This window comes from Rhodoflexus caldus (assembly GCF_021206925.1).
In the GTDB taxonomy this organism is placed as follows: Bacteria; Bacteroidota; Bacteroidia; order Cytophagales; family Thermoflexibacteraceae; genus Rhodoflexus; species Rhodoflexus caldus.
This window is the reverse complement of record NZ_JAJPRF010000002.1, coordinates 148,173-163,487: the sequence shown is the minus strand read 5'-3', so window position 1 is coordinate 163,487 and position 15,315 is coordinate 148,173. Positions and strand designations below refer to the sequence as shown.

The following is a 15,315-nucleotide window of genomic DNA, read 5'->3' as shown; positions in this document are numbered from 1 at the left end:
AATCAACACTAATCTGTGTGCTTATACCATGCGATTTTTAATTGAACACGGCTTGCAATAAACTACCGGCAGGGACTTAAAATCTCTGTATGTGGTTTTAAATCCCTGCCGACAAAGATTCAATGAAGGACATTTTCCGTTGTGCACCGACTTACGGCAAAATGAACCGATAAGTCTGCACCACTTCGGGGTTGCGAGTGTCTTTTACACGGAACTGCAAAATAAACTCCTTGCTTACGGCCGCATCCCTTTCAGTAATTACGAAGCGATTAACAGAATTAGGGGCTGACAGGTCAAAAGGCAGTACGGTAAGTTGTGCTGCCGTCAGGTTTACCACACGCTCAGGACGTTGTGCAGGCCCCCAGAAAATTTGTACATACTCTAACGCCTTGTCTTCCAATATTTTGCCGAAAATCACTAACTCTGCTCCAATGGGCAACACATTAGGCTGGGTCAGTGAAAGCGTTGTAAGTACCCCTCTGATACGGGCTTCTGCCAATACGATTTGCGGAGGCTCATCTTTGGTGATGTTGAGCACTATACGGAAAGGTTCTGCATTGTTGCCCGCACTGTCTGCCGCAAACAGGTTGATTTCGTAAATGCTGCCTGCCGTTGCGTTTGCGGGCGGCAGAAATCGCTGATTGCCGAGTAAAGTAGCCAACTGCACTGTTGTTCCTGTCAAATTGGCGCGGAAAACCGTGTCGCGTCTTGCATTAAGGGCATTGAAAGTAACAGCCAAACGACCTAAGCGGCGGTTATCCGTTATGGTACCCGTCAAAATGCGAAATGCATCGCCTTCAATCAGATTAACCTCTCTGTTTGCATTGATTTGCGGTTCTGTTGTTTGCACCCGAATCTGCGGAGCTTCGTCGTCGCAACTGAGGATGAGGTTAAATGTACGGGTAGTGCTGTTGTTACTCTGGTCTGTAATGGTGATTACCAATGCAAGCCGTGTGTTATCAGCAACGGTTGGCGGAATGCGCAAGTCGCGAGCAAAAAGGTTGTCAAAACGGACTTCTTCGCTGCCAATGAGGCGCGTTACGCTGAACACACCCGCAATTTCGGCTTTTACTTCTCGGATGCGAATATTGTCTGTTGCAGAACCCGTCAGGTTGAGCACCGACTGACGACAAACCAAATAGTTACCCGCAGCATCCTGCCGTAAACCTGTCAGGGCGAGTTGCCTGATAACCGGTGGTCGGGCATCACCCAACACATTAAAATTGAACTGTTGCACTCGCTGATTTTTGCTAAAATCAAACAGTCGCACGGTCATCTCATAAGCTCCCAACTGCACATTTGCAGGAATGACAATGCGCAAGGTGTCGTCGTACCGCCTGCCAAGTAAGCGGCGGTTAAAGGTTGGATTCCAGATTTGGCCGCTGCCGCTTACATCACCTGTTTTGCGGATAGTTATCACTGCCGAATCCAGTCGGTCGTTATCCCCGAAACTTAGCACCAATCTGATGGTGTCCTGAATGAAATAATTTGTTTGCAGTGGCGTAAGTACTTCTATTTCAGGCTCAAATCGGTCAACAATAGGGATACAGGCGGCAAAAATTCCACAGAGCAAATACCCTAAAAAGGCTATTTTTTTCATATGTACAAAAATAGTCGGAATATGCAGGTGTTACAATGTTACAAACGAATCAGCGCACGGTTATTTCCCCTCCTCCGTTGTAAGAATGATATTCACCATTGTACATTGCATCGGCGCTTACAGGCCCCATGCGGAATGTGCCTTTGGTTACAGCTCGCACCACGTAGTAAAACTCCGATACACCCGGCCCTGCGGTAGTAAACAGGTGGATGCGGTCATCCCGAATATCGGTGTGCTGCGGGGCGGTTGCTTTTTCTGTCCATGCCATGCCGGGCAGAGAATTGATACGTGGATTTTCAATCTCAAAACCCGCAGGAATCAGGTCAGAAACCACTACATTCGGCACGGTTGCTCCGTTGGTCGTTTGTAAACTGATTTTAACTACTACCAAGTCATTTTGATTAAACGCATTAGTATTCAAGCGGTTGCCGTTTCGGTCATAAAATTCTCGGCGCACTTTCAAGTAGCTGTCCTCTTCGGGGTAAGCGCCCGTGCTGTTTAAGCCTTCCATCTCCCAGAAGTAGTACAGGCTGCCGCCCTGTGCCTGAATCTGGACTTTTTTACCTGCTACGTCTTTGCTTGTCAGGGTCAGGGTTGCACCTTTGAAGTCGGCTATTTTTTTGCCATCGGCAGTAATTGCGGCCGTAGCCTCCGACTCTCCTGCTTTGCGGGCTAATTTACCCAATGCCAGCAAGGAGAATGCGGCCTCCTGCGTATTGATATACTTTGCCTGTTTCAATTGCTGCGAAAGCTGACGCGCCATTGCAGCAATTTGTCCGTTTTGAGGGTCGGTTTCAATTAATGCGTTGAGTACAACTGCTTGGTCGCGCAGGTAAGAATGGAAACTGCCGTCAAATGCCTGAACGGCGCGCTCTCCGCTAAACTGTGTAGGCAACAACTTACGATAAGAAGCTACATCGCCGGCAAGCATGTAGGCAGTAGCCAGCAGGTAGCGACTATCTAAGGAAAGTGTATTGCTGCGATTTTTATAGTAGTTCATGGTGGAAACATCCGGCTTGCCCGTCAGTGCCATCACGTAAAGTGAATAAGGCACTTCGCGCGGCGTAACTTTCACTTTCTTGCGCTGATTGGCTGCATCGTAGTACTCATAATCCACCATGCTCTTCTTTTTGGCTTTGCTGCTTACATACCCTGTCAAGTTAGTGAGCATTTTGGCATCCACTTCGTAACCTGCTTTGCGGGCTTCTGTGAGGAAATGTAATGCATAGATGCTGCCCCACCAACTTTCTTCGGCACCGCCCGGCCAGTAGGCAAGACCGCCCGAATACAGTTGCATGGTTTGTATGCGGCGGATGGCTTCCTGCACATTCAATGCACTTTTGCCTACCGACATCAGGTTGCTTTTCGGCGCGGGAATCAATTCTGCAAGGTACAACTGCGGGAAAGCCGTAGAAATGGTTTGCTCTACACATCCGTAAGGGTATTGCAGCAAATAGTTCAATTCTTTGCCAAATTCCATAACAGGGGAACGGCTGATGGTCAGGCGGGCATCTACGGAACCTGCCAGATAGTCGCGCAGCAGGTCAATTTGTTGCGGTTTGCCGCTTTCTACGCGCCCCGAACCACTGGCTTTCAGCAAAGAAACAGCAGGGCGCACACCTAAATTGATGGTTTGTGTGAATTTTTCACCCAAAGCGCTTACCTCTACCTTAATTTGGCTTTCGCCTATCTGTGGTTTAGCTTTCAGGCGGAACATTGCCTGATTTTCGCCATTGGCAGAAACTGCAACGCTTTGCGACGACTCGCCCACAATTTCCACAGCGCCCGTAGTGCTTAGTTTGGCCTGCGCCTGTGTATTGTTGGCAGTAGTATTTGCCAGCATAACAGGCACTTCTATTTCGTCATTGGGGCTGAGGAATCGCGGCAGTGCCATACTGATAACCATCGGGTCGGCAACGGTCATGGAGGTACTTGCCGAGCCAAATGCGTTGTCTTTGGCAGCAACTGCCATAATGCGCAACTCGCCGCTGAACTGCGGAATATCAATCGTATAACGTGCTTCGCCGCTGCCGTTGGTGCGCAGCGTTCCGCTCCAAAAAGAAACAGGTTTCACCCGCTTGTTGGCTAACGGATTGAGGCGCTTACCCAAATCGTAGTAATCGGCACCGTAGTTGCGCTGCAAGGCTTTCAGTTCGGGGAATAGCTTTGGATACAGGTCGTAGCTGTTTACTTCCAACGCGCGTTTTTGAAAAAAGAAACGGTGCGGATCGGGCGACTGGTAGTTTTTGAGCAGTAAAATCCCCTCGTCCACTACGGCCAGTGTTACCTCAATATCAGATTGTTTGCGGTTGGTTTGCACTACAATTTCCTGTTTGGTATTGGAGCGCGACTTCGCCGCTGCCGTAATTTTTACGTCCAGTTTCGTATTCCCATCCTCAACTGTCAGGTTGCGATAGCCGTGTGCCACCGTGAGCGGTATAGAGCTGTCGTCAGCAGGTTTGATGAGCGTAACAGCTACATACACGTTGGGCAAGTACTCCTTCTTGACAGGCAAAGTAAGTGAGCCTGTACGTCCGTCGGTATCTACAAAAAACTGGTCTAAAACCTCATTGCGTTCAATTGTTACCCACATACGGCCTTTAAAAGGCGTTTTAAATAAGAGTTTGGCCTGCTCGCCAACCTGATAAGATGCCTTGTCGGTTTCTATCTGTACCAAACCTTCGCGGTTGATTTCAAAAGAGGTAGAGGTGGCCATGCCGAACGAATAGGCATAAAAATCCTGTGCGGCATAAGTAGCCATATCGTCGCCGGTGGGTGCTACCCGTATCTGATACTCTCCCGATTCCATCGGCACAAAAGGATAAGTCGTAGAAGTACCCGATAGCGAAATGGTTTCATCTTTCACCACAATTTCTTTCTTGCGGGATACGTACCTGTAATATTGGGAATATTCTTCACGCTCCAAGGCATTTTGCCACTGGTAGCGCACAATTACCACGCGTGCCTTCGCACTGCTTTGTACTTCTCCCTTGTGATTCACCGCCACAATGGGGATATAAACAGGCTGACGCACATCGGCATAACGCGTAAAGTTTTTGATGCCGTACATCAGGGGCTGGGTGAGCACCTCAAACTTGGTTTGGCGATTTACAGCCCTACCCGATTCATCAAAAACAGTAGAGTAAATTTTCCCTTCCAATACGCCCAGATTCTTGTAGGCGGGTGAAATGCGAAAGTTGGCAAAAAACTTACCTTCCTCATTGGTTGTGCCGGAGGCTGTGGCCTGCTCAAAATAGACATCGGTACGGCCGCTGAGCGTAAAATCGTAATCGGGTAACTGCTTGGCAGTAAAGGCCTTACGCGTCAGCGACATTTCTACCTCGTATTTGCGGTTGCGCGCCGGAGGGCCGAACAGGTTTACGGCCTGTGCACTGAAATTCACGGTTTCGCCTGTTCTAACTACGGTTTTATCCACATTCGTATTCACTTTGATACGGTCTGGAATAAAATCTTCCACATTTACGTTGCGCGATTGCAATAAAACATCATTGCCACTGAGCAGTTCTACCGTATAAGTACCGGTTACATTGCTTGCAGGAATTTGTACGGAAGTTTCATACGTGCCCTGTGCGTTCAGCATACCGCGCCTGCTGATAAACTCCTTGCCGTCGGGAAGCAAAACACGCAGTTTGACGGGCAGATTTTTAGCCGGATTCCATTGCCCGTCGCGCACGATGGCTTTCAGGTACATGGTTTCATCGGGGCGGTAGAGGTCGCGGTCGCCATACAGAAACGCTTGAAGACCGGCACTATTCTCCCGCATCCCTCCTACCTCATAGCGTGCAGTAGCTACCTGCGTTTGCTTAAAGTGCATGTAGGTAAAATCGTCGCCCTGATTGGCAAAAATCATGGCAGTAACAAAACCCGGCGCTTTGGTTTTCATATCTGCAAAGCGTGCAATGCCGTTGGCATCTGTTTTCAGCGTCGCAATCTCCTGATTGTTAGTGCTGACCAAGGTTATGTCCACACCTGCTGCGGGTTGTGCGGTCATAATGGAATTGGCCATCACAACCACCTCATTGCCTGTTGCTTTGGCCACCAACCCAATGTCGGAAAGCGAAACCAATTTATTGGCACGCAGCCACTGGTCTTGCGTGGACTGCACTTGTACCACATAAATACCTCTGAAAGGCTTATCGTCGCGAATATCCAGACTAATCAGTTGTTCGCTGCCGACTTTGGGCAGGTCGCGGGTTGCGTATTCTTTTTCAAAAATCAGGTCGCCGTAGTTGGCAAAATCGCCGTAAAAGTAGCTGTCATAGTCGCTTTCGTAGTCATACTCATAATCGTATTGATAGAAAGCACCCGATTCGCGCAGGTAACTCAACAGGTTGTTTTTGTAAACCTTGAAAATCTTAACCGAAACTTGCGGAATGTTGGTGATGCGTACTCCTATATTTTTATTGCCTTTGTTGGTCAGGTAAATGCCTTTTTTTGCTGAAAATCGGATGCCCGCCTGCACCTCTCCGAACACAATCTGCTGCTCGGCATCGGCTTTGAGTGTGCCTCCGAAAATACCTTTGAGCGCTTTGCTGATGGTGAGTTTATAGCTTTGTTCGGTTGAAAAATTACCTGAAATCAAAAAACCGTAATCCAGCAATTCTACCGTATAGGCAACCTGCGGGCTTATGATGAGTGCACGTTTCAGGTCGTCGGCGTTCATGCCTATCATCTGGTTGGTGTAAACATATACATAGGCTTGCTCGCCGTCATACTCGGTTTCGGTTTGCAAAATGCGGAAGTCGCTGCGGTCGGGCACTATCTCGCCAAATGAGATAGCCTCCGCTTTGTAATCGCTGCCTTCTGTTGTCAAGCCGGCATCAATCTTAATATTAATCGGCTTGTTATCAGGCTGTTGAGCGCCTGTTATGGCAATAATGACGGCAGCAGCGGCAGGTTCTGTCGTTTGAAGTTTGTGGCTTGCTTCCGAACTTTCTACCTGTACTTTGGTACTGCGGCTAACAGTCTCGGGGCTGACAGGATAGTTAAAATTCATGCGCACGCGCAGTTCCGGTTGATTCCGGGTGTTCATTGCCCAAAATATTTCATGACTGCGCAAAGTCAGGTAAGGCGTATGAAATTTAAATACGTGTTCGTCGCTTAGCTTAAAACGCTCCGGCACATGCGAGGAAATTTTGTCGGTAACTTCGGCCGTGTAGTTGGTACTCGGCTTAAACCCTGATTCGGGCGAAAAAACCAATTCGTTGCGGGAGTTCCACTTGTATTTCCCTTTGACCTCAGGCGTAATTTTCAGGTACGAAATCTCTAACCACTTGTCAATCAGCGAATCAGGAACGATATCTTCGCCAAATTGAATGACTAAATTTTGCTGCAAAGCGATTTCTTCGCCAAAATTTTTGCCGGAAACAGTCAGGGTATTTTTGCCGAATTTGCCACAGGCAAAAGTGAGTACTAACAAGGGGGCTATTACCCGAATGGTGTACCGAAGCACGGAGGTTTTCATAAATTGTTGTTGTTTAGCAAAAAAACAGGAATAAGCGGCAACAGCCGTATTCTGTGTCAATTACGAGAAAAAATACAACAAAATCAATTTATGCAGTGGGTATCGGGAATTTCAGGTGAAAAATGCTGCCGCCCTCGGGGTTTGGCGTAGCCCATATGCTGCCGCCGTGTTTGGCCATAAATTCATTACAGATGCTCAATGCGATACCTGCACCGCGTTCGCCTTTGGTGCCAAGTCGGGAGGTTGGCAGGTTGAAAATTTTAGCCGCCTCTTCTTCACTAAGCCCAATGCCGTTATCTTTTACACGTATGAGAATGCAATCTGCCAACTCCTCTGCCTCTATGATTATTTCTTTGCCCGAAAACGTAAATTTTATAGCATTAGAAACTACATTTCGCAGTATAAATTCAAGCATGTTTTTGTCGGCAGACAGCGTCAAATCGGATGGAATGTTGCTGATTATCCGCAGGTTTTTAGCAGAAATCTGCGGCTCAAAAAGTTCCACTGTTTTTTTGGCAACAGGCGCAAGCGTAATGCTCACCGGCTCGAAAACGAAAGAGCCTGTTTGCAGCCGTGCCCAATCCAGCAGATTGTTCAGCAGTTGGTAAACATTGGCCAGCGATTTACTGATTTGCTGCAAGGCCGATTGAGTATCTTCCTCATTGAGATTGACCTGACGCCTGTTCAGCAAATCTATCATGGAGGAAAGTCCCGCCAGCGGGCTTCTGATATCATGCGCAACAACAGAAAACAATTTGTCCTTGGCAGTAATCAACTCTTGCAACTCCTGTTTTTGCACTTCCAGCGTCTGATTTTGACCGGAAATAATCTGATTTTGCAGCTCCAAACGTTTTTTGTCTGTCAAGCGTGCTTTGAGCAATAAGCCCACTACAACCGCTACTATCAGTGCGGCGAGCGCCACCACAACAAAAAAATTGCGTTGCAACTGCGCTTTTTCTTGTTCTTTGCGGGCTTGTATCTCCTTGTTTTGAATACTAAGTGCCTGTAATTCCTGCTTGCGGCGGTCTAATTCCTCCTGCATGAGAATTACCTCCAAAGATTTTAGTTCTTTGTCAAGAGAGTCCTTGCCAATTCTGTAAAGTTTGTAGTATTTGAAAAAGTTTTCTGCATCATTCATCAGCAGATACGTCTGTGCGAGCGCTTCGTAGCCGGCAATAATCAGCGGCGGCTGTTCGGCCATCTTCGCCATTGCGATGCATTCTTGATGCGCTTCCAATGCTTTATCAAACTGCCTCATAGCGGCAAAATATTTAGCAATTTCGCCGTAGGCCATGCTGGCATAATACTTATCGCCTTCATTGACAAAAACTGACAGCGCCTGATTGAGATACTGATGTGCTTTTACCGGTTGCTGTTCTGCCAAATGCACCTTGCCAAGCAGCAATTGGGTAATGGCTATTTCGCGAGGCGTGGACTTGATACTTCGTTTAATTTCCAAAGCAGAAAGCAAGTTATTGACGGCTTCCCTGTAATTGCCTTCTTGTAAATAAACATTGCCAATATTGGTCAGCATAATGGCAATACCTCTTTTATTATGATTACTACGATTAATTTGCAATGCGCTGTTAAAATATTCCATCGCCTTGCGCAAATTGCTTTGCAACAGATAAAATTCACCAAGTGTATTCAACGAGCGGGCAGTCATTTCACCGGTAGGGTCTATCCGCTGCCGAATTTCAAGTGCCTCTCGTGCATACTCTATGGCCGTAGTGTAAAAACCTCTTTTACTGAAAATATAGCTGAGCGTATTTAAAAAATTGGCGCGATACACGTCTGCTTCGCTGTAAGGCTTAATAAACCTGATGGCATCTTGCAGGTAGCTGATGGCAGGTATGTATTTCAGTTCCAAATAAAGCGCAATTCCCATTTTGCCTTTGGCAATCCCCATGTGCAACGAATCTTGCAGCGTCTTGGCTGCAATATATGCCTGTTGCAGAATAGGAAAGGCTTCCTGAGGCTTGTTCCGACTCAAATAATACTCACCTATTTGAATAACTGCCAGTACTTTAGCTCGCTTATTTTGCTGCTTTTCGGCAATATCGTAAGCCTGAACCGCATACTGGTAGGATTGCTCGTTGTCTATATTCTGATAGAGTAAAGAAAGTTGATTCAAGATGTCTGCATTTTCAGACATCCCCGGACTTTTTAACAACTGCTTTAGGCTGTCAATTGCAGCAGGTACGGATGGTTGAGCATAAGAAAAGAAGATGGTAATGCACCAAAAAAGTAAAATGCAGCAACTCGTCTTACAGCCTGCACAGTAAGGGAAGAATAGTTGCCTTTTACACATAACTCTCAGCCTGTCAAGTAGTTGTTTTAATTTCCGGTCGCATCAGTCTGATTCTGAAATTGATGTACAAAGCCAGTATCAAAGCAATGGCAAACTCAACAAATCGGATAACCAATTGTTGAATATTTTCATCCATAACGTTCAACAATCGCAAAATATTGTTGCTAAGGATGCTAAAACCAATAAAACTTGCCAAAGCTATGGCCACAGAAAAGGAGCGCCGCAGAATCCCACCGTTCGGCATGGGGTTGCCTAAAAGCGTAAAGGCTAAGTAGAATGTATTGCAAGCTAACAAAATAATTAACAGTTCTCTGTTCATATGCGGCATAAATAATAGCACTATTGGCAAAATAAACCACCAAATCAGGCTGCTTACATGCACACGCTTGTGCGGCCTTTGTTTTGTGGCAGTGTTGCGCATCCACACTTGTAAAACCGCAAGGCCGACACTACCGATAAGCAAGCCTCCCAGCACATCAGCGAGAAAATGTACACCCAAATACAGGCGCGAAATAGGCATTAATAAACAGATAATCAAGGAAATAACTCTGACAGCAGACAACGGAAAAGCCAATGCAAGTCCGCCAAAAAATGCCACCGCGCCACTTACGTGCCCCGAAGGAAAACCAAATGACGTAAGTCTGTTTTCCCTATAATAGGCAATCACATCCGATGGCAGCATCGCCCAAAAACTCTCCGCACCGCGCATGGAAAACAACGTATTGGTCTGGTTGTAGTTTGTACCCATAAATTTAAGCGTATTATCTACATCCAGCGGACGAGGCAGCGCGACCAACTCTTTCAAAAACGTAGTGATAATACCTACCCACATCAATACCTGCAACACCCACAGCCCCTTGCGGGTATCTACACCGAAAATAACGGTCAGCAAAACAGCAATGTAAAACGGTTGATAGCCCATTTGGCTGATATATCGCATCAACAAAGTCAGCCATTCGGACTCCCATGATTGCAGAAAGTGGTTAATTTCGGTTTGAAACATTCGTTAAAGGATATTTTCGGGTAATTAATACGGTGCTCACATCAAAGATTCGAACCTTTACCGTATTTTGCAAATTAAAATCAACATATGCAAGCGGCACTTGAACAGGCTTTCCAAAAAATGGAGCATTGGCGCTCTATCATGCAGGCACTGGTAGCTTCCCATTCCCCGGAGGCACAATGCTTCCGACCGGGTATTGGCGAGTGGTCTATGTTGCAGGTAATGAAACACCTGATTATTGCCGAAACAGGGATATTGAACGCTATTAAAAAAAGTTTGCAACGCCCCCAACTGCAAGAAAACGGCCTCATGCAAAAGGCGAGCTATTTGCTGACGCAAACCATTTTGCGGTTGCCAGTCAAAATTAAAGCACCCGTTCAGGCTCTCATCCCCGATGAGGAAACCGACTACGATAAGGTTGTGGCAGAATGGGATTTACTGCGAGCAGAGTGGCGCGATATGCTCGAGAGTTTCCCCCCCGAACTATTAAACAAAAATATTTTCAGGCATCCCGTTGCCGGATTTTTCAGTATTCATCAGTCCATAGATTTTTGCTGTTATCACATCAAACACCATTTACAGCAAATTGACCGAATAACCGAAGCCTTGAAAAAACAACGCTGACTAATAAATACCTTTCAGTTACTTTACTTTTCAGACCGTATTTTTATGATTACCAATAACATATGCTTGCTGCACTGTGTAAGTTGATTTACAAACTGATTGGATGGAAAGCTTTTGATTATTCCGAAAGGCTTACGCGGTATAATCCGCCGATTACAAAATTTCTGATGATTGTTGCGCCGCATACCAGCAACTGGGATTTCATGGTGGCACTGATTGCCCGTTACATACTCGGCTATGGAAAAAATACGAAATTTTTAGCTAAACACACACTGTTTAAGCCGCCCTATGGATGTTTTTTTTATGCAATTGGCGGCACTCCCGTAGATAGGCGCAAAAAAAACAACTTGACCGAACAAGTAGCGGATAAATTTGCCAAGACTGAGGGAGAGTTGGGAATCATCATAGCACCCGAAGGTACAAGAAAATATGTAAGCGACTGGAAAAGAGGTTTTTACTATATTGCACTTAAAGCCAATGTACCCATTGTGCCTGTTTCCATAGACTACAAAAACAAAGAAATTTGCGTACACCCGCTCCTGTTCCCTTCGGGCGATATAGAAGCGGATATTGCCCAACTGAAAACTTACTACCGCAAGGATATGGCACTTTACCCTGAAAACTATTCGGGCTGACAGGCAAAATAAATAGACATTTTGGAATTTGGATTGGGGATTTCTGATTTAAAAATCGGCGAGCAACCTTATGCTTGTGTAATGCAATATTGATTTATTTTTTCGTACGATATGACTATAACTGATTTTCGCACATATGCGCACCAACTGGTGGACTGGATAGCAGACTACCTGCAAAACATCGAGCAGTACCCCGTTAAGCCCGACATTCAACCGGGAGACATTCTCCGCCAACTGCCTGCGGAGGCACCTGTTGCAGGCGAAAATTTTCAGCAGATTTTCACAGATTTTCAACAAATTATCCTGCCCGGTATGACACACTGGCAACATCCGGGCTTTATGGCCTACTTTCCTGCCAACAGCAGCCCCCCTTCGGTGTTGGCAGAGATGCTGACCGCTACGATGGCCGCCCAATGTATGATTTGGCAAACCTCTCCCGCCGCCGCCGAGCTGGAAGAGCGCGTAATGCAATGGCTTGCCCGATTGTGCAACCTGCCTGCCGAGTGGCACGGGGTCATTCAAGATACTGCCTCTACTGCCACTCTGTGCGCCATTCTGACTGCCCGTGAAAACTATAACAAAGCTCAACTTTGCGTCATTAACCAAAAAGGATTCAGCGGGCAACCCGCGTTTCGCGTATATTGCTCCTCAGAAACACACAGTTCTATTGAAAAAGCCGTGAGGATTGCAGGTATAGGTAGCGAAAACCTGATAAAAATCCCTACGGATGCCAAATTTGCCATGCAGCCGCAAGCCTTGGCAACTGCCATAGCACAAGACCGTGCATCGGGCTATGTGCCACTGTGCGTAGTTGCCACCATTGGCACCACAAGCTCAACAGCCATTGACCCCGTAGAAGAAATCGGCCACATATGCCAAAAAAACCATATTTGGTTGCATATAGATGCAGCCTATGCAGGCACAGCCCTCCTGCTGCCTGAATATCGGCACATGGCCAAAGGGCTGGAATTTGCCGACAGCTATGTTTTCAACCCGCACAAGTGGATGCTTACCAACTTTGACTGCACTGCCTACTACGTGAAAGACAAAGCTGCCCTTTTGCGCACTTTTGAAATTATGCCTGAGTATCTGAAAACACCCTTAGACAAAATGGTCAATAACTACCGCGATTGGGGTGTGCCTTTGGGTCGTCGTTTCAGGGCTTTGAAATTATGGTTTGTGCTGCGCAGCTATGGAGCAGAAGGGATTCAAGCTATCCTGCGGCAGCACATGGCACTGGCAAAGCAGTTTGAACAGTGGTTGCTTGCCGATGGTCGCTTTGAAATTATGGCGCCTGTTAATTTAAATCTGGTGTGTTTCAGCCTGAAACCTGCACCCGAAGATACCAACGAATCTGTCAATCAAAAAAACAGCGACCTGATGGCTGCCATCAACCAAACAGGCCGCTATTTTCTGACCCATACCAAACTCAACGGACGCTATACCATTCGCGTTGTTTTCGGACAGGTCAATGTAGAAGAAAAACACGTGGCAGGGCTTTGGGAATTAATTTTATCGCTATTGCCGCAATAAAAATATTGCATTGCCTACTGCAAGCACATCGTATTTGCATGTTTGTGGTAGGCAATGCGCAAATTTTTACACCCTTGTTGATAAATTGTTCAATTACTTCATTTTCACGCCCGCGTCCACATCTTTGATGAAACTAATCAGACCCGGGAAATAATGCTCTTGGTCGTCCCACATGGCGCAATGACTGCCGTTGGGGCATATCAGCGAGCGACCTTGCGGCAGCATATCGGCCATTTTTTTCATAAATGCAGGATCCATCGTATCGTGCTGTGCACCAATCACCAGCGTAGGCACTTGTATTTTCGGCAAATCGGCGGTGCGCTCCCACTTAGCCAGCCTTCCTGCTATGCCAAACTCACTCGGCCCCTGCATGATTACGTACACATCGGGGTTGGTGAGTTCCAATGCACGATTTAGCGAAAACGGCCACTCCTCCAATCGGCAAACGTGTTGCTTGTAAAAGTGAGGCATCAGCAACTCCATGTATTTGGGATTGGAAAAGTCGCCTTTGGCTTCAATTTCTCTGATTTGAGCCAGCACATCGGGGGGGAGTTGTTTGGCCAATACATCCTTTGCATAGTTGCCATAGTCTATGCAACTGCTCATCATGTTGCTGATTATCAGACCTTTCAGGTTTTGCTGATATTTCAGTGCATATTCCATGGCAAGAATACCGCCCCAACTGTGTCCCAGTAAGTAGAAGTTGTCCTTGTTCAGCCCAAGTGCTTTGCGCACCTGTTCTACTTCTTCCACAAAACGCTCGGTTGTCCACAAACTGGAATCGGTCGGCTTGTCCGATAAATAAGAACCCAGTTGGTCGTAATAGTAAAACTCTACTTCCTGCTCGGGCAAAAAGCTCTCAAACGGTTCAAAAAACAGGTGATTGCCTCCCGGGCCGCCATGCAGCAACAAAAGTTTTATCTTGGGGTTGTTCCCAATCCGTTTGGTATATACATTAAACTTGCCGGAAGGGGTTTCAATAGAAATGATACGAACGCCTCCCGTGCGCACTCCGGTTTCGGGGCTTTTCAAATACTCTTTTTCGGAAGCCTGCTCACGGGGACGGCAGGCATTGGCAAGCATAACAAACAGGACTGCTCCTAAGACTTGCCACCAAAGCGGACGATAGTAATGGTTTTTCATTTTCGGCAAATATTTTTTTTGATGGTGGATAAAAATAAAAAAAACCGCACTTAGAACAAGTGCGGTCGGCAATATGTTTGCAAGTTGTAAGTTTTTCAGTTTTTGGCCAAAAGTTCAATCTGATTATCAAATACCAAATGGTACTCACCTTTTTTCAGATTATTGAGGTCTATGACACTGCCTTTTCCTTTTAGCACCACGTTGTACTCATTGTCCAACAATGCATAGTCTGTCTCGCTACTGAGTTCAATTTTATTGGCTGCCACAGTCTTTTTCACTGCTTTACGTGCAGCAGGCAAAAACTCCATATTGGGTGAATATTGAGACTCACCGGTGGACATATTGTAATATTTGATGCGGTACTTGCATATGCTTTCCGTGTGATTGACAGGTATGCTGTATTTGTTGTTACCTGTTTGTGCTGCACATTGTTTGGTGGTGATGGTGTGCCAAGTGTTGTTGCGGAAAACTTCAATGAAATATTTACTGTCTTTGTTTTCACCACGGCCAACCCACTCAATGGTAGTTGCAGTAACTTCGCTAAAACCAAACTGAAAGTCAGCTTTTTCGGCAATCGCCGTGGGGTTAATTACTTTCGGGCGGCAATTATCACCATGCGTGATTTTGATTTCAACTTTGTCCTTCATTTTCAGATGAGACAGGTCTATGTCTATGGCAGAAGACTGTGGCGCTGCCAAAACTTTGCCATTGACCTGTATGCTGCTGATGCAGCCGCTGCTGCCGTTCATAGGATTGTGCACATAGATGTTTTTGCCGTTGTACATCCCTGTAATTACAATCTCTCCGGCCAAACACGACAAACTTACCAAGAAGAACATGAGAGCGGATACCGTTTTTCGCGCACAAGAGTAGAGTTTCATTGTCATAGTCTGCCGAAAGAAAATAGAATGATTCAAAGAATTAATTGTCATAGGGTTTGTAAAAACTTTCAGTGGTACAAAATTGGCTAAAAAGCATTAT

9 protein-coding genes are annotated in these 15,315 nt (G+C 46.3%); 3 read left to right on the top strand and 6 right to left on the bottom strand.

Translation table 11 applies throughout. The features are described 5' to 3' along the window. Nucleotides 1-151 precede the first annotated feature (151 nt). From NDK19_RS02820 to NDK19_RS02805, 4 genes are all read right to left on the bottom strand, one after another. A complete protein-coding gene (locus NDK19_RS02820; protein ID WP_250630318.1) occupies nt 152-1,600 on the bottom strand; it encodes an Ig-like domain-containing protein in 1,449 nt (482 codons plus the stop codon). Between the two features lie 49 nt (nt 1,601-1,649). Further along, nucleotides 1,650-7,085: an alpha-2-macroglobulin family protein gene (locus NDK19_RS02815; RefSeq protein WP_250630317.1), complete on the bottom strand. Its 5,436-nt coding sequence runs from the start codon at nt 7,083-7,085 to the stop codon at nt 1,650-1,652. 88 nt (nt 7,086-7,173) lie between these two features. Continuing rightward, nucleotides 7,174-9,219, bottom strand: coding sequence for a tetratricopeptide repeat-containing sensor histidine kinase (locus NDK19_RS02810; RefSeq protein WP_250630316.1), 2,046 nt, complete (start codon nt 9,217-9,219; stop codon nt 7,174-7,176). A gap of 190 nt (nt 9,220-9,409) precedes the next feature. Continuing rightward, on the bottom strand, nt 9,410-10,399 hold the full coding sequence (locus tag NDK19_RS02805) for a phosphatase PAP2 family protein (protein ID WP_250630315.1): 990 nt from the start codon (nt 10,397-10,399) through the stop codon (nt 9,410-9,412). Between the two features lie 87 nt (nt 10,400-10,486). On the opposite strand from NDK19_RS02805, the gene NDK19_RS02800 reads away from it, so the two are divergent. The 3 genes from NDK19_RS02800 (at nt 10,487) to NDK19_RS02790 (ending at nt 13,191) form a co-directional block, all read left to right on the top strand. Then, a complete protein-coding gene (locus NDK19_RS02800; RefSeq protein ID WP_250630314.1) occupies nt 10,487-11,023 on the top strand; it encodes a DinB family protein in 537 nt (178 codons plus the stop codon). 62 nt (nt 11,024-11,085) lie between these two features. Next, nucleotides 11,086-11,658, top strand: coding sequence for a 1-acyl-sn-glycerol-3-phosphate acyltransferase (locus NDK19_RS02795; protein ID WP_250630313.1), 573 nt, complete (start codon nt 11,086-11,088; stop codon nt 11,656-11,658). A gap of 111 nt (nt 11,659-11,769) precedes the next feature. Further along, on the top strand, nt 11,770-13,191 hold the full coding sequence (locus tag NDK19_RS02790) for a pyridoxal phosphate-dependent decarboxylase family protein (protein WP_250630312.1): 1,422 nt from the start codon (nt 11,770-11,772) through the stop codon (nt 13,189-13,191). Between the two features lie 93 nt (nt 13,192-13,284). On the opposite strand, the gene NDK19_RS02785 is transcribed toward NDK19_RS02790, so the two are convergent. Both NDK19_RS02785 and NDK19_RS02780 read right to left on the bottom strand, forming a co-directional pair. Beyond that, nucleotides 13,285-14,334, bottom strand: a complete 1,050-nt coding sequence (locus NDK19_RS02785) for a proline iminopeptidase-family hydrolase (RefSeq protein WP_250630311.1) — start codon at nt 14,332-14,334, stop codon at nt 13,285-13,287. A 95-nt stretch (nt 14,335-14,429) separates the two neighbouring features. Further along, a complete protein-coding gene (locus tag NDK19_RS02780; protein ID WP_250630310.1) occupies nt 14,430-15,215 on the bottom strand; it encodes a hypothetical protein in 786 nt (261 codons plus the stop codon). Between the last annotated feature and the right edge of the window lie 100 nt (nt 15,216-15,315).

Coding starts and splice junctions, on each gene's coding strand:
- NDK19_RS02820 (WP_250630318.1), bottom strand. CDS start 1,600: ATGAAAAAAATAGCCTTTTTAGGGTATTTGCTCTGTGGAATTTTTGCC.
- NDK19_RS02815 (WP_250630317.1), bottom strand. CDS start 7,085: ATGAAAACCTCCGTGCTTCGGTACACCATTCGGGTAATAGCCCCCTTG.
- NDK19_RS02805 (WP_250630315.1), bottom strand. CDS start 10,399: ATGTTTCAAACCGAAATTAACCACTTTCTGCAATCATGGGAGTCCGAA.
- NDK19_RS02800 (WP_250630314.1), top strand. CDS start 10,487: ATGCAAGCGGCACTTGAACAGGCTTTCCAAAAAATGGAGCATTGGCGC.
- NDK19_RS02795 (WP_250630313.1), top strand. CDS start 11,086: ATGCTTGCTGCACTGTGTAAGTTGATTTACAAACTGATTGGATGGAAA.
- NDK19_RS02790 (WP_250630312.1), top strand. CDS start 11,770: ATGACTATAACTGATTTTCGCACATATGCGCACCAACTGGTGGACTGG.
- NDK19_RS02785 (WP_250630311.1), bottom strand. CDS start 14,334: ATGAAAAACCATTACTATCGTCCGCTTTGGTGGCAAGTCTTAGGAGCA.
- NDK19_RS02780 (WP_250630310.1), bottom strand. CDS start 15,215: ATGAAACTCTACTCTTGTGCGCGAAAAACGGTATCCGCTCTCATGTTC.